This is a genomic window from Sphingomonas sp. UBA978, assembly GCF_002292295.1.
Classification (GTDB): Bacteria; Pseudomonadota; Alphaproteobacteria; order Sphingomonadales; family Sphingomonadaceae; genus Sphingomonas.
Window position 1 is genome coordinate 433,879 of record NZ_DBBS01000021.1, and the last position, 15,482, is coordinate 449,360.

The window sequence follows — 15,482 nt, forward strand, 5'->3', positions numbered from 1 at the left end:
ACGATCCGGCAACCTACTGGATAGTGATGGGCGTCATGGGATAAAGCGTCCTTTAAGATCATTCCGCTACCAAGTCGGTGCCATGACTGCAAAAATCCTTTCTCTTCAAGATGATGCGCACCATCCGCAGAGGTGTCCGCACATCGCGGGCATGATGCAGTCGCCGCCGTTGCGTACCGAGAGCCCGATCGAGTGGCGGCGTGCCGCGCCGCATCGTGCGCCCGGCGATGTCGGCCCGACCGCCGACGCGCGCCGGGTGCTGGCGCGGTTCGTCGCGGTGCCGGCGGATCGCCTGCCGTCGCGGAGCGTGGTGCGGGCGGCGCTGGAGGCGGCATTGGGGGCGGACGGGCTGGCCGCGCTTGCCGCGGGTTTCGCCGATCCTGCCGCACTCTCCCGTGGCCGGCGTCGGCTGGCGGCGGCAATCCCGCGGGGACCGCGGACGCGCTGGCCGGACGTCACCGAGCTGGTGCAGCGCGGCAATACGCTCGACGCCGATGTGCACGATGCCTTCTTCAACATCTTTCGCGGCGAGGATCATGATGCGCTGCGCCACGTGCTGACGATCGTCGACGCGGCGCTGGCGCTGCGTGCCGATCTGGAGGAGACCGAAACCACGCTCGGCGATGCTGCGCTCGCGCGGATCGGGCGGGGGATCGAGGACAGCTTCGCGCTCGCCACCGGCGTGCGGCCGGCGACGCTCGCGCTGCCGCCGGGCCGCGAGGGGCTGACCGACGATCCCGATCACGCCGCGCGACGCTGGTTGCGCGGTCATCACGTCTTCCTCGTCATCACCCAGGGGCTGGTGGTGGCGCTCGACGATCTCGCCGCGACGATGCGGCGCGAGGGAGGCGATCCCGGGACGCAGGCACGGGCACTGGCGGCGTTCGCGGCGCTGATCGACCTGTCGTCCGACACGATGAGCCTGACCGGCGATTTCGCCGCTCATATCTATGACGGCGTCATCCGCGTCGCGATGGCGCCGCCGTTTATGCCCGAGGGCTTCAGCGGCGTCTTTTCCAGCGACCATCGCCACCTCGTCCGCCGGCTACGCGAGGAGCGGCCGATGTTCGAGGCGCTGCGCCACGGCCTGCCGGGCGCGCATGCCGACGCCGTCGCCAGCATGATCCGGCTGTACGACAATCACAAACAGGTGTGCAGCCGGTTCATCGGCGTCGATCAGGGCAGCCTGTTGATGAACGCCGCCTCCGACGAGACGGCGGTCGACCAGTTGGAGAAGTTCAAGCGGAGCCGGTTGCGCAGCCTGGGCGTCGCGCCGCCGAAGACATGACGGCGATACCCGAGGGGATCGCGATCCATCGCCGCGATCTCGCGACCCAATGGTGCGACACGTGGTGGATGCCGCTGTCGCCCGGGGAACGCGATCGCGCCGACCGCTACCGCCGCGACGACGACCGGCGGCGGTCCGTGGCGGGGCGGCACGTGATCCGCACGACGCTCGCACCGTTGCTGGCATGTGCGGCGTCGGCGGTGCCGATCGCGATCGATCGCCATGGCCGGCCGGTCGTGGACGGCGCGCCTGCGTTCAGCCTGAGCCATGCGGGCGATCAGGTCGCGCTGGCGGTCGCGCCCGTCGGGGTGGCGCTGTCGGTCGGTATCGATATCGAGGTGGTTCGCGACGATATCGACCCGCTTGCACTGGGGCGGCGGGTGTTCGCCGCAGCCGAACTGACCGCGTTGCAGTCGGCGGGGGACCGGATCGCGCTATTCTTCCGCCTTTGGACGATCAAGGAGGCGCTGCTGAAGGCGGCGGGGCGGGGGCTGTCGATCGACCCGCGGACGGTCCGTATCGATGCGGAGAGCGATCCGCCGGCGATCGTGGATGCGCCGGCGGCGCTCGGTCTGCGCGGCTGTGTGGTGCTGCCGTGTCCGCCTGGCTACGCCGCCGCGCTCGCGTGGGGAACGTGAGCCGCCCGGCGTCGTGCGTCACGCCGCATTCGCTTACGGGATCAGTCGGCCGACGCGCAGGCGGTCGAACAGGGCGAAAAACGCATCGTCGGTCGGCTGATAGGCGGTGAAACCGAGCCGGCGGCTCTTGCTCATGTCGGTCACCACCTCGATCGGCCGGCCGAGATCGGCGTCGGTGTGCCAGGGCGAGGCGAGGCGGTCGATGTCCGGCTCGACCAGACCCTCGCGGGTCGCGATCTCGCGCCACAGGCCGGCATCGCCCGCCATCTGCTCTTCGAGCGGCCGGACGATGCCGTCGAACGGCGCCGCCTCGATGCCGAACCAGTCGGCGATCCGGCTCCACATCCACTGCCAGCGGAAGACGTCGCCGTTGACGACGTTGAACGCTTCGTCATGCGCGGCTTCGGTGTCCGCCGCCCAGAGGAGGTGGCGCGCGAGCTGGCCGGCATCGGTCATGTCGGTGAGGCCCGACCATTGCGCCGCCGATCCCGGGAAGAGGAACGGCCGGCCCGTCTCGCGGCACAGGGTCGCGTAGACCGCGAGCGTCGTCCCCATGTTCATCGCGTTGCCGACGGCGAGGCCGATCACCGTGTGCGGGCGGTGGACGCTCCACGTAAAGCCCTGCCGCCCGGCGGCGGTGAACAATTCATCCTCTTGGGCGTAATAGAAGTTCTCGATGTCGAGGCGGCCCTGTTCCTCGCGGAACGGCGTCTGCGGCAGCGTGCCGTGGCCATAGGCCTCGAACGGCCCGAGATAATGTTTGAGCCCGGTGACCAGCGCGACGTGGCGCTGGCCCGGGGCGGCGGGCAGGCCGGCGAGCAGGTTGCGCACCATCGCGGCGTTGACGCGGATGTTCTCCGCCTCGCTGTCCTGCCGCAGCCAGGTGGCGATGAACACCGCATCGGGGTTCACGTCGCGCAGCGCCGCCGCGGTCGAGCCGGCATCCTGCAGGTCGGTGACGACGGGCTGGACGCCGGCCTGACCGGTCGGCCGCCGTGCGAGGCCATGGACCGTCCAGCCCTCGCGCACGAGCAGATCCGCCGTCGCGCTGCCGACGATCCCGCTCGCGCCCACCACCAATGCCGTCTTCGTCATAGAAATCTCCTGATCGGCCATAGACCTAGGCATCGCTGCCCCGGGCTTCTAGACGGCACCATTCGGGTCCCCAGGCACCAGGAGGTAACCATATGCAGGCCGGAACGCCGGACGAGGAATGGCGGGAGGATTGCGCGCCGCGCCGGGTGCTGGAGCTGTTCGCGACCAAATGGACCAGCATGGTGCTGCACACCCTGCACGCGCGTCACGACGGCGTCGCGCGCACCGGCGTGCTGCAGCGCAGCCTGCCCGGCATCTCGAAGAAGATGCTGACCCAGACCGTACGGGACCTGGAGGCGAGCGGCCTCGTCAGCCGGCACGTCCGGAGCAGCATGCCGCCGATGGTCGAATATCGCCTGACCGAATTGGGCCGCCGCTTCGTCGAGCCGGTCGAGCTGCTCTACGGCTGGGGACGCGACAATGCCGACGCGCTGGACCGGCTCGTGCCGCGGCCGGGTTCGCGGCGCGGATAGATTGGAACAGGCCGCCGGTGGATCAGCGACCCGCCCCGACATGGGCATAGGGATCGGTCTGGCCGGCGAGCCACGGGTCCCTGGTCGCGGCGCGCATCGCGCGCAGGCGTTCCGCCAGCGCCGTTTTGACCGAAGCGTACGCCGAATCGGCGGCGCGGTTGACCAGTTCGCCGGGATCGCGGGCGAGGTCGTACAATTCCTCGGCAGGGCGTTTCAGATAGGCCGCCTGCGTACGCTGGCCGAGGCGCATCGCAGGGTCGGCGGCGATGGCGCGCCATGACGGGGACCCGGCGACGTCGCCCGCGACCGGATAGTCGAGCGGGTGGGCGAGGTTGAGGATATAGCTGTGCGTGCGGGTACGGATCGCGCGCATCGGATAATATTGGTTGATCTCGTGGAAATCGTGGCTGGCGAAGATCGCGTCGCGCGCCGGGTCGCCCCGCGTTCCCACGATCGGCAGCAGCGAGCGGCCCGACAACGGATAGGCGGGCGGGGCGACGCCGGTCCAGTCGAGGATCGTCGGTGCGATGTCGGTCCAGCTGACCATCGCGTCGTTGACCGCGGCCGGCCTGCCGGGCGCGTGCACGATGAGCGGCAGGTGGAGGCCGGGATCGTACAGGTTGGTCTTGGCGCCGGGAAAGGGGCGGCCGTTGTCGCTGAGGAAGATCACCAGCGTGTCGTCGGCGCGGCCGGTGGCGGCGAGATCGTCGAGGATCATGCCGACCCCGGCGTCGAGGCGGCTGAGCGACTCGTAATAATCGGCGAGGTCGCGGCGCACCGCGGGCAGGTCGGGCAGGTGCGAGGGCAGCGGCACGCGCCGCGGATCGTAGCGGACGGGCGTCACGCCGGGCCAGGCGCGATCGTTGCCGTAATCCACCGCCGCGCGATGCGGATCGCTGTAGCCGATGGTGACGAAGAACGGGCGATCGTTGGTCGAGCGGATGAAGCTGGCCGCCGCGATCGCCAGTTCGCGGACATCGCGGATGCCCGATCGTTCGGGCACCAGCTCCTCCTCATAGGGAAAGGCGCTGTCGGGGCCGACGTGCTTCTTGCCGACCAGCGCGGTGGCATAGCCCGCACGGGCCAGCATCGCCGGCAGCGTCTCGATCCCGTCGAGCAGCGACTGGTGGTGGACGTCGTGCTGGAGGCCGTACATGCCGTTCTGATGGGTGTAGAGCCCGGTGGCGATGACGGCGCGGCTGGGGCTGCACGATGATACCGCGGCGAAGCCCTGCGTGAAGCGCGTGCCCTCGCGCGCCAGCCGGTCGAGCCGCGGGGTCCGGATCGGCACGCCGTAGCAGCCGAGATCGAGGCCCTGATCGTCGGCGATCAGCAGCAGGACGTTGCGATGCCGCCTGCCCGGTTCGGACTGCGCGCCCGCGCGGGTGGCGACGACCGCGGCGGCGGCGGCGGCGGCCGTCGCCTTCAGCATCGACCGTCTATCCATGGCCCGTCCCGATGCCCGTCAACGTGAAAGGCGCCTCCGGACCGACGCGGGGCGGTATCGGTCCGGAGGGGCGCATCGTCAGAAGCTGACCGCGGCGCTGAAGCGGAACGAGCGGCCGAGGATCGGGCGCGCCAGCACCGGGCCGGCGCCCTGCGAGCCGATGATCCGCGGATTGCCCTCCGTCAGCCCGATCTCGTCGGTCAGGTTGTTGCCGGTGACCTGCAGGCGCAGCCGCTCGCTGACGTCGACCGAGACGCCGGCGTCGAGCTGGTAGAAGCTCGGCAGCAGCTGGTTGTTCTCCGGATCGGAGAAGCGGTCGCCGGTATATTGCAGCGTGGCGAACAGCGAGGGCCGGATGCTGCCGATCGGCAGTTCGTAGGCCGGCGTCACGCGCCACGTCCATTTCGGCTGGCGCTGCACCCGGTTGCCGGTGTTGTCGATCGCGCCGTTGTTGGTGAAGAAGCCGCGATAGGTGGCGTCGAGATAGGTCCCCGATGCCGACAGGCTGAAGCCGGCGAAGGGCCGGACCGCGCCCTCCAGCTCGACGCCGGTCGCCTTGGCGCCTCCGTTCGAGCTGACCGGCACGTTGTTGATGAGCGCGGTCGTCGCCAGCCCGTCGAAGGTGTTGTGGAACACCGTCGCATAGAGGTTGAGCCACTGCATCGAGACCTTCAGCCCGCCTTCGTAGGTGTCGACCTCCGCCGTCTGGGCGAGTCCGGTCTTGTTGGCGATGTTCGCCGCCGAGGCTTCGCGCAGATTGTCGAACTGCGGGAAGCTGTTGCCGCGGCTGTAGCGGGCGAAGACGCCGACGGCGCGGCTGAAGTCGTAGTTGACGCCGCCGGTCCACGACCAGGCGTCGTCGCGATAGCGGAAGGTGCGCGGCGCGCCGATCACGTTGACGGCATTGTCGTAGAGCGTGTTGGGGTTGCCATCGAGGTTGATCGTGCCGCCCGGCGTGCGCAGCCGGCCGTCGAGGTTGTGCTTCTGATAGCGGACGCCGCCGTCGACGCGCAGTTCGGGCGTGATCTGCAGTTCGTCGACGCCGTAGAAGGCGAGGTCCGACCCCTTGTAATAGGCATCGACGAGGAAGCCGTTGCCGCTGGTGAAGCCGCGCAGCGTCGCCTGCTGCGTCGTGCCTGCGGCATTGGCAAGCGTGAGATTGAGCAGCCGCGCATTGGGTTCGGCGGTCAGCAGCACCTGATTGCCCAGCGCCCAGCGGTCGCGGCTGGTGTAATCGGCATAATAGAAGCCGCCGGTCAGCTTGTTCGATCCCGCGGTCCATTCGAAGCCGGTGTCGGCGACGAACGAGGTCAGCTTCTTGCGCACGTCCCAGACGCCGGCGCGCAGCACCTGCGTGGTCGCGCCACTGGCCAGCGCCTGCCCGCCGTTGACATAGGTAAGCCCGGTCAGCCGCGCGCCGGCGCCGCCCAAAGTCACCGCCATCGCCGAGGCCGCGGTGGGCGGTTCGGCGGGGACGAGGCCGCGCGTGTTGGCATCGCCGCCGAGGTAGCTGAGGCGTTCGCGCAGACGGAAGCCATCGGCGACCTCGTAATCGAACGACAGGCCGGTGTTGATGACCTTCGCACCGCGGCCGTCCGCCATGTCGAGCGTCACGCCCTGCAGGTTGGTGGTCCGCCGCGTCTCCGGGCCGTTCAGCGTGCCGGTGCCGGCATCGAAGCCGGGATAGGCGCTGATGTCCTTGCCGTTTTGCACGACCGGGATCGGCAGCAGCCACTGGCCACGATCGTTGAGGTAGCGGGCGTAGACTTCCACCGAGCCGCGGCCATCGAAGTCGTGGTTGACGTTGGCGGTGATCTGCCCGCCCTTTTCGGCGCGGTAGCGCGGATCGCGGATGCCGTTGCCCTGCGCATAGAAACCGCCGACCATGAAGCCGGTGTTCTCGCCCAGCGGCCCCGAGATCCAGGCGTCGCCGCGTGCCTCGTCGAAGTCGGTGTAGGAGAATTTGGCGAGGCCGTGGAAGTCCTTGCCGCCGGTGCGCGGCACGACGTTGACGGTGAGGCCGGGCTGGCCGTTCGAGAATAGCGAGCCCGTGCCGCCGCGCACCGCCTCGACCCGCTGCACCGTCTCGTCGAGCCGGACGAGCTGCGAGTTTTCGAGGAAGGACAGAGTGGGGGGCGGGAAGATCGGGACGCCGCCATATTGGAACGTGACGAACTGCGCGTCGCCGCCCGAGGGATAACCGCGGACGAAGATGTTGGCGCCGTTCTGCCCGCCCGAGCTTTCGGCCATGACGCCCGGCACGGCGCGTAGCAGGTCGGCGGTGCTGTTCGGCGCGGCGCGCTCGATCGCGTCGTTGTTGAGCGTCGTCACCGCGAAGGAGGCGTCCTGCCGCCGGGTGCCGCCGCCGGCGGTGCCGACGACGATGATGTCCTCGCCCTGCGGCTCGGTCGTGTCGACGAGGCCGGTGTCGGCCTGCGAACGTTGCGCGACATCGGCGGCGGGTGCCGACGCCGGTGCGGTCTGCGCCCAGCCGGGCACGGCCAGGACGAGCGCGCCGATCGCGCACCCGGTCATCATCGCTCTGGTCATGGTCATTGCGTCCTCCCCTTCATTCGCCTGTCGAATCCGCGGCGTTCTGCGTGCCGTCGTCAGGCCATTATTGACCGGTTTTGCGGGCGGCGTCGAGCTGTCCCGTCACCCGTGCAATCACTTGACCGCATCGGCGGCCGGCCGTGTGCCGGTGTTCACCCAGCCGTGCAGCGCGGTCCAGGCGGCCTTTGTCTGCGTGGGCGTGAAGCCGCAATGCGTATAGGCCTCGATCCCGCCGACCGGCAGCGGCGCGCGCAGTGGCGGCACCGGATATGCGGCGAGCAGCCGCGTCGTGCCCGCCTTGCGCACGGCGGCGGTCAGCATCGCCTCCTGCGCATAGGGGACGAGGCTGTCGATGCTGTTGTGCATCGTCACCAGCGGATCGGCGATCCGCCCCGTCGTTTCGTGCCAGCGGGTCATATAGGCGAGCGCCGCGGGTGAGGCGGCGATGCGCTGGATATCGCGGTTGAGCGCCGCGGCCTCCGCCGGGGTCAGCGTGTCGCTGGCATAGACCTTGCCGACATTGCCATAGGGCAGGCCGCCGGCGGTCGCCGCCATGTCGTCCGCACCCAGAGCGACGGTGACGAGCGGAAAGGCGATCGAACCCGGATCGACGTCGAAGCCGCCGATCGCCGCGACCTGTTTGAGGATGCGCGCCTCGCGCCCGGCGGGGTCTTTCCGCGCGGCGTCGAACAGCGCGAGCACGGGGGTCGCGATCCGGGTCAGCTGCGTCCAGCCATAGGTCTTCGCGTCCATCGCGCTGCCCGCCGGGGGCGTCGTCGACAGCGCGGAGCGGCGGATATCCTGTTCGCCGGGCAGCGCATAGGGCGTCCCTTTGGTGAGGACGTTATAGGCGGCGCGCATGTCGTAGAGCTGGCCGAGCAACGTCTTCCAGCTGCCGACGACACCGCACCGCGCCAATCCGCCGGCAAAGGCGCCGGGCCAGGTTTCGAGCAACGTGACGACGATGCCGCCGCCCATCGAATCGCCGGTGGCATAGACGCGCCGGGCGCCGAGCCGGACGAGGAAATCGCGCAGGCGCTTGGTGTTGATCGTGCCCGTCTCGACGCCGAGGCCATCCTTGTCATAGGCGCTGTGGCCGACCGCGACACCGTCGTCGTACGCGAAGCGCATCATGCCGCCGCCGGTGCCGGGGGCGGTCGGGTCCTCGGATACCGCGACCGGGGTGCCGGGGGTCGAATAGCCGTGCGCATAGACCAGCCCGTCGCCCTTCCATCCGGCGGGCACGGCAAGGGCGAATTGGTCGCCCTCCAGTTTGCCGACCAGGGTGATGCCACCGGCGGGCGCGGGGTGGGCGACAACGTCGGTCGCGCCGTTCGCGCGGGCCTTTGCGACGAGGGCGGATTGCGCTGCGGTGAGCGTCGTGGATGCGGGCGGAGTCTGGGCCGCGCCCGGCATGGCGAGGAGCAGCGCGAGCGGAAGGGTGGCGAGGCGAAGCGGCATGCGAAGGTCTCCTGACGAGGATCAGCGGGGGCGACGGCCGAGCTGCGCGTCGAAGAAGCGGGCGATGATGCCGAACGCCTCGTCGGATTCGGGCATGTCGGGCCACATGAAGAAGGCGTGGGGGAGGCCGTCGAACAGCTGGAGCTCGCTGTGCACGCCCGCCACGGTGAGGCGGCGGTGCGCGAGCGTGAGCGCGCTGACCGCAAAGTCGCGCCCGCCCGCGAGCAGCAGGGTGGGGGGCATCGCCCTGATCTGCGCCGGGGACGTCAGCGGATAGGCGAGCGGATCGTCCGCCGCCACGCCCTCCATATAGCTGACCGGCAGCGTCGCGGGCAGGGCCGGGATCGCGGGCGGGGCGTTGCCGGCAAGCGCAGGGGCGAGATAGGGGCTGTCGCCGCTATAGGCCGCGCCGGTGCCGCAGAAGGTGCCGAGCGCGCCGGGGCGCGGCAGGCCCTGTCCGGCGATCCACGCGGTCGCCTGCGCGGTGATGACGCCGCCCGCCGAACAGCCGTAGATGCCGATATTCTCGGGCCGGTAGCGTTTGAGCAATTCCCGATAGACGGCGGTGACGTCTTCGGATGCCGCCGGGTAGCGGTGTTCGGGGGCGAGGCGGTAATCGACCGTCACGACACGGATGCGCATCGTCGCGGCGATCGGGATCGCCTCGACCAGTGCGCCGCTGCCGCTGCCCCACATGAACGCGCCGCCATGGACGTTGATGAGGACGCGGGCGGCGTTGGCAGGCGCGACGCCGGCTTGCGGCACGACGTCGTCGACGCCGACGCCGCCGATCGTGGCGTGGCGCACATTGGTGCGGAACCGGCGGCGCATCTCGGCGAGGCGGTCGTCGTTCCAGGCGCCGTAGAAGGCGCGCTGCTTCGCGACGTCGCCGGCGATCGTGGCGGGTGCGGTCGCGGCGTCCATGCGCGTCAGCACCTGTCGGGCGGCGGGGCTGAGCTGGCTGGACGGCGGCAGGCGGAATGCCGGCACCTGCTTGACCGGCCCTTGCGACACGGCGGGGGTGGCAAGCAGGGCGATGGGCAGCAGCCGGCGGATCATGACGGTTTTCCTTGCGTGCCGCCGGCCTGCGCGATGCGGCCGAGGACGTGCGCGCTGGGTTTGACGGTGCGGGTGAAGGTGGTGCGATCGACCGCGACGAGGCCGTAGCGGGGCTTGTAGCCGCTGAGCCATTCGAAATTGTCGAGCAGCGACCAGTGGATATAGCCGAGCACCGGCACGCCGTCGCGGCGCGCGGCCTCGACCGCGGCGATCGCGGCGGGGATGAAGCGGGCGCGTTCGCGATCGTCAGTGGCGTCGATGCCGTTTTCGGTGACGAGCACCGGCTTGGCGGTGGCGCGATGCGCGTAGCGGATCGATCCGCCGATCGCTGCAGGTTCGTAGGGCTTGCCGTCGGCGCGGCGCGGGGTGGCGGCGGGCGTGTCGACCGGACCGTTCGGGCCGAGGTAGGTGCGTTCGTAGGTCTGCACCCCGACGAAATCGTCGTCGCGCCCGGCCTCGAAAAAGGGTTCGTAATAGGCGCGGCGCTTGGCGGCGAGCATGGCGTCGCCGTCGACGCTGACGTCGTCGGAGATGGCGAGGCTGAGGCCGACGGGCAGGTCGCCGCGCACCGCCTTGATCGCCTCGCGCCCCAGCCGGTGCGCGCGCAGCAGGCCGGGGATCATCGGCGTCGGATCGCCGCCGTTGAGCAGGGAAAAGCGGTCCGAACCCGACGCCTTCGCCGCGGCGGCGATCATCGCCTGCGTCGCCGCCTTGGCCCGGGCGTCGGGCTGGAACCGCGACCAGGGGCCGCTGATCGACAGATTGGGTTCGTTGAAGGTCAGCGCGTGGCTGATCCCGCGGGCGAGCGCGCGGGCGACCCGGTCGCAATAGCGCGCGAACAGCGTGGGGGCGTCGCCCGCCTCCCAGCCGCCGCGCGCGGCGAACCAGCGGGGCGTGGTGAAATGATTGAACGTCACGACGGGCGCGAGGCCCGACGCGCGGCAGCGATCGACGATGCGGGCGTAATGATCGAGCCATGCCTGGCTGAACTGGCCCTCGGCGGGCTCGATCCGGCTCCATTCGACCGAGCAGCGATAGGCGTTGAGCCCCAGCGCCTTGACGATGGCGACGTCCTGATCCCAGCGATGGAGGCTGTCGCAGGCGTCGCCCGAGGGTTCGGCGAACAGCGTCGGCTTCATCTGTTCGAGCAGCCAGATGTCCGCGTTGACGTTGTTGCCCTCGACCTGATGCCCCGCGGTCGCCGCGCCCCACAGGAATGCGTCGCGCGGGGGTAGGGCGAGGGCCGGAGCCGCCATCGTTGCCGCGCCGAGCGCCAGCGCCTGTCGCCGATCGATCATCAATAGACTCCCGGTGCGGGTTTGTGGCCGCTCTCGACCCAGTCGTGCAGCGTGTTCCACAGCATTGCCGCCTGCCGCGGGTTGAAGCCGCAATGCGCCCAGCCCGTGAGGCCGGTGCCGGGAATGTCCTTTTGCAGCGACGGCGCCCATAGCTGGAACAGGTGGGCCTGGTTGCCGGCGGCCTTGACCCGTTGCCGCAGCAGCAGCGCCTGCTGCGCGAAGACGAGGCCGTCGTGGCGGTTGTGGACCGCGACCAGCGGGGTGGTGAAGCGCCCGGTCGACCGGTGCCATCGCACCGCGAAGGCGCGCGCCGGGGCGTCGGAGGCGATGCGCTGGATGCCGGCGTTGAGAGCGGCCTTTTCGCGCGAGTTGAGCAGCGGGCTGTCATAGACCTTGCCGACGTTGCCGTAGACAACACCGCCGAAGCTGGCACGCATATCCTCCATGCTGACCATCGCGGTCATGATCGGAAAGATGAAGCTGGCGGGATCGGCATCCGTCTTCGCCACCGATGCGATCCGCGCGACCATCCGCGCCTCCGGACCGGACGGGGCGGCGCGCGCGGCCTTGAACAGATCGGCCATCGTCCCGCTCATCTTCTTCAGCTGCCAGAACAGCCAGGGATTGCGGGCGAAGCCGAAGCCGGTCGGCGGGGTGGGGGAGACGCCGTTGGCGGCGATATCGTGATTGCCGGGCAGTTCGTATTCGGTGCCGCGTGCGTAATAGTTGTAGACGGCGCGCAGGTCGACGAGGCTGCCGACCTCGCTGTCCCAGTCGCCGGTGACCCCGCAGGCGCTCATCGCCCCGGCGAAGGCGCCGGGGTGCTGCTCGATCAGCGCCATGACGATGTTGCCGCCCATCGATGCGCCGCCGAGATAGAAGCGCGTCGTGCCGAGCCGTTCGAACCAGCCGCGCAGGCGCAAAGTGTTGGCGACGCCGCTCTTCACCGCCATCGCCGGCTTGTCGAAGGCGCTCTGGCCGACCGCGAACCCCTGTCTGTAGGCAGCGGTGAGGAAGCCGCCGGACGGGTCCTTCTCGACCGGATCGGCGGGCACCGACACCGGGCTGCCGGGGATTGAATAGCCGTTGGCGAACAGCACCGCCTGCCCGTTCCAGCGGGCGGGGACGGCGATGCCGAACGGGCGGCCGGCGAGCGTCCCGGCGACGCTCATCCCGCCATCGGCACGGCCGTTGGCGGCGATCGCGCCGGCGCCGGCGCGGCCCATGCGGTCGACCAGCTGCTGCTGGTCGGGCGTGATCGCGCGCCGTTCGGAGCCCGCACTGCAGGAGGCGAGCAGCAGCGCGACGAGCGCGGCGGACAGCGGCCGGCGCATCAGAAGCGATACCGCAGCGACAGGCCATATTGCGCCGGTTCGCCGTAGATCGAATTGCTGAAGCCGGAATTGTTGTAACCGGTGTTGGCGGTGATCCGGTACGCCTTGTTCAGGACGTTGGTGCCGTAGATCGCGAGATCGAGCGGCGCCCCGCGCATCTGGTTCCATTCGAGCCGCAGGTTGAGCAGGCCGTAGGGATCGATCGTGTCGAACGGCTGCGCATCCGGCGCGACGCGCTGGCGCGACTGCCACGACCAGGTTGCCCGGATCGCCATATCGCCCTCCGCCGCCGGGATCGGCAGCGCGAGGCGCCCGTCGAGGCTGAACTTGTGCCGGGCGACGAAGGTGAAGGGCGTGCTCGACAGGTCGCGCGACGGCTGCGCCGCGGTCAGCGCGGACGGGATCGCCGGGATCGGGATGGTGATGTAATCGAGGAACTTGGCGTCGTTGTACGAATAGGTGCCGCTGATCGTCAGCGGCTTGAACGGGATGACGAGCCCTTCGAATTCGAGGCCGACGACGCGTGCCTTCTTGGCATTGGCGAGGATGTCCGCTCCCGCGATCGCGGCGCGCTGGATCACCTGCACGTCGTTGAACCAGGTGTAGAAGGCGGAGATGTTGGTGCGTGCCTGCACCCCGCCGATCGTCCAGTCGCGCTTCAGCCCGACTTCGGCATCGGTCACCCGCTCCGGCTTGACCGGCGCGAGCGGATAGTCGCTGCCGAGGAACAGCGTGACGATCGGGTTGTTCGCGCCCGATTTATAGCCGCGGCGCGACACCGCATAGACCAGGGTCTGCGGATCGGCCTGCCAATCGAGGCCCAATTGCCACGTCGGCCCGTCGCTCTTGCCGCTGAACGTCGGCGAGGTGCAATTGGGATATTTGAGCGTTGGGAAGCCGCCCGCCGCAACCGCGAGGAAGGCGTCGTAGACGCACAGATCGGCGTTGAGGCCGATCACCTGCGCCGCCTGTGCCGGCGAGACGATGCCGAGCGCGGCGAGGCGGTTGAACACCTGAAAGCTCTGCGCGTCCTGATAGCTCTGGATGTCGCCACCGAAGCTGTCCCACGTCCAGCGGAACCCCGCGGTCGCAGTCAGCGTCGGCACGATTCTGTACTGCGCCTGCGCGTAGAGCGCCTTGCTGCGGCCGCGGACGGAGGCGTCGGGCTGGATGTTAAGGGCGGGGAGCAGCGGGCCGTTGACGCCGAGCAGGGTCTGCACGACGCCCGGCAGGATGATCGGCCCGCCGCCGAGGATGCCGCCTGCCTGCAACGGATTGACGGTGAGGAAGGTGAGCGGCGAGGGGCTCTTCTCGTCGAGGTAGAAGCCGCCGCCCTGCAGCGCGAAGCGGCCGTTGTCGTAGCGCGCCTGCAGTTCCTCGGTGATCGTGCGCAGGTTGTTGTTGTACTTGCCGGGAAACGCCCCGAGCAGGTCGGCGATCGGCAGCGGCGTCGAATCGCGGTCGGTGGCGCTGGTCGAGCGGCTGCGGCCGTAGCTGAAGACGTTCTTGATCGTCAGTTCGGGGACCGGATTCCACGTCGTGTTGTTGAGCACGAGCAGGTTGCGGGCCTTTTCGAACGTGTTCACGCCCGTCGAGGTGAGGCGGGGCCCGCGCGCCTGCTGCTGCGCCAGATAGGGCTGGAGCAGCGCGGCATAGGGGCTGCCCGGGCGGACCGCGAGCAGGATGCTGCCGCCGCCATGTTCGTCGACATGAATGTAATTGACCGCGGTGTAGCTGTTGATCGTATCGGTCGGGTTGAACTGCACGCCGAGGCGCAGCGAATAATTGTCGCGGTTCAGATAGTCGCGGCCGGTCAGCACGTCGCGGACGTAGCCGTCGCGCTTGTCGAACTGGCCGGCGACGCGCACCGCGAGCATGTCCTCGACGATCGGGATGTTCAGCGCGGCCTGCGCACTACGGCGGCGCAGATTGCCCAGCGTGCCCTCGACATAGCCTTCGACCGTGTTCATCTTCGGCCGCGCGGGTTCGAGCAGCACCGCGCCGCCGGTGGTGTTGCGGCCGAACAGCGTGCCCTGCGGGCCCTTGAGCACCTGAAGCGAGGCGAGGTCGTAGAAGCTGCCGGGGCCGCTCGCCGAGGAGGGCACCTCGGCGAAATAGCCGACGACGCCCGGGCCGCTGCCGGTGCCGGCGCCGCCACCGCCGCCCATGCCGCGAATGGTATAGGTTTCCTGATTACGCGCGACATTGCCGAGCACGGTCAGCGATGGCGTGAAATTCTGCAGGTCGGTGGCGGTGTTGATGCCCTTTTCACGGATCGTATTCTGCGTGAACGCCGTCAGCGACACGGGGACCTGCTGCGCCCGCTCCTCCGTACGGCGGGCGGTGACGACGATATCCTCAATGCCGCTGGCATTCTGTTCGGCGGCGGGCTCCCGTTCGGGCGTCGACGGCGCGACGGCCACGTCCTGCACGCCGGTGCTGGCGAAGGCGACGGGGCGGGTGACGGCGATCGCGCCCGAGGCGTCGCGATGCATGCGCAGCCCCGATCCCGACAGGATGCGATCCAGCGCATCGGTATCGGCGAGCCGCCCGCGCACCCCCGGCGACCGCAGCGTGCGGACCTCGTCGGAGCGATAGAGGATCTGCTGTTTCGACTGGCGCGCCCAGGCGTCGAGCGCCGCCTTCATGCTGCCGGCATCGATGGCGTAGGTGCGCAGCGTGCTGCGCGTTTCGGCCTGTGCCGCGGCCGGCACCGCCCCGACGATCGCGCTGGTCGCCATCAGAATCGCGAGCGCATGTGACTGACGCATATCCCCCCCCCCTTTGTTATGTCCCGCCGGCCTCTTCGTGCCGCCACGGGATCAGACGAACGGCT

At 69.6% G+C, this 15,482-nt stretch carries 11 protein-coding genes; 3 read left to right on the plus strand and 8 right to left on the minus strand.

Annotated features, from left to right (window positions below; translation table 11 throughout):
• Nucleotides 1-151 precede the first annotated feature (151 nt).
• Together B2515_RS16955 and B2515_RS16960 are read left to right on the plus strand one after the other, a co-directional pair.
• The gene (locus B2515_RS16955) at nt 152-1,288 is read left to right on the plus strand and encodes a hypothetical protein (RefSeq protein WP_293878358.1); all 1,137 of its coding nucleotides are present in this window, start codon (nt 152-154) and stop codon (nt 1,286-1,288) included.
• Nucleotides 1,285-1,926 (plus strand): 4'-phosphopantetheinyl transferase family protein, encoded by a 642-nt coding sequence (locus tag B2515_RS16960; RefSeq protein WP_293878360.1) that lies wholly within the window; start codon nt 1,285-1,287, stop codon nt 1,924-1,926. Before B2515_RS16955 ends, B2515_RS16960 begins: the two co-directional genes overlap by 4 nt.
• Nucleotides 1,927-1,959: 33 nt before the next feature.
• On the opposite strand, the gene B2515_RS16965 is transcribed toward B2515_RS16960, so the two are convergent.
• Nucleotides 1,960-3,021, minus strand: coding sequence for an SDR family oxidoreductase (locus tag B2515_RS16965; protein WP_293878362.1), 1,062 nt, complete (start codon nt 3,019-3,021; stop codon nt 1,960-1,962).
• 92 nt (nt 3,022-3,113) lie between these two features.
• Between B2515_RS16965 and B2515_RS16970 the strand changes: the two genes are divergently transcribed.
• Nucleotides 3,114-3,494 carry a winged helix-turn-helix transcriptional regulator gene (locus tag B2515_RS16970; protein ID WP_293878364.1) on the plus strand — a complete coding sequence of 127 codons (381 nt, stop codon included), beginning with the start codon at nt 3,114-3,116 and terminating at the stop codon, nt 3,492-3,494.
• A gap of 22 nt (nt 3,495-3,516) precedes the next feature.
• Here B2515_RS16970 and B2515_RS16975 read toward each other — a convergent pair whose 3' ends face one another.
• The 7 genes from B2515_RS16975 to B2515_RS17005 form a co-directional block, all read right to left on the minus strand.
• The gene (locus tag B2515_RS16975; RefSeq protein WP_293878366.1) at nt 3,517-4,926 is read right to left on the minus strand and encodes a sulfatase family protein; all 1,410 of its coding nucleotides are present in this window, start codon (nt 4,924-4,926) and stop codon (nt 3,517-3,519) included.
• Nucleotides 4,927-5,019: 93 nt separating this feature from the next.
• On the minus strand, nt 5,020-7,497 hold the full coding sequence (locus tag B2515_RS16980; protein WP_293878368.1) for a TonB-dependent receptor: 2,478 nt from the start codon (nt 7,495-7,497) through the stop codon (nt 5,020-5,022).
• A 111-nt stretch (nt 7,498-7,608) separates the two neighbouring features.
• Nucleotides 7,609-8,955: a hypothetical protein gene (locus tag B2515_RS16985; protein ID WP_293878370.1), complete on the minus strand. Its 1,347-nt coding sequence runs from the start codon at nt 8,953-8,955 to the stop codon at nt 7,609-7,611.
• 21 nt (nt 8,956-8,976) lie between these two features.
• On the minus strand, nt 8,977-10,014 hold the full coding sequence (locus B2515_RS16990; RefSeq protein WP_293878371.1) for an alpha/beta hydrolase: 1,038 nt from the start codon (nt 10,012-10,014) through the stop codon (nt 8,977-8,979).
• Nucleotides 10,011-11,312 (minus strand): family 1 glycosylhydrolase, encoded by a 1,302-nt coding sequence (locus tag B2515_RS16995; protein WP_293878372.1) that lies wholly within the window; start codon nt 11,310-11,312, stop codon nt 10,011-10,013. Before B2515_RS16995 ends, B2515_RS16990 begins: the two co-directional genes overlap by 4 nt.
• The gene (locus tag B2515_RS17000; protein WP_293878374.1) at nt 11,312-12,646 is read right to left on the minus strand and encodes an alpha/beta hydrolase family protein; all 1,335 of its coding nucleotides are present in this window, start codon (nt 12,644-12,646) and stop codon (nt 11,312-11,314) included. Before B2515_RS17000 ends, B2515_RS16995 begins: the two co-directional genes overlap by 1 nt.
• Nucleotides 12,646-15,417, minus strand: a complete 2,772-nt coding sequence (locus tag B2515_RS17005; RefSeq protein WP_293878376.1) for a TonB-dependent receptor domain-containing protein — start codon at nt 15,415-15,417, stop codon at nt 12,646-12,648. Before B2515_RS17005 ends, B2515_RS17000 begins: the two co-directional genes overlap by 1 nt.
• Nucleotides 15,418-15,482 lie beyond the last annotated feature (65 nt).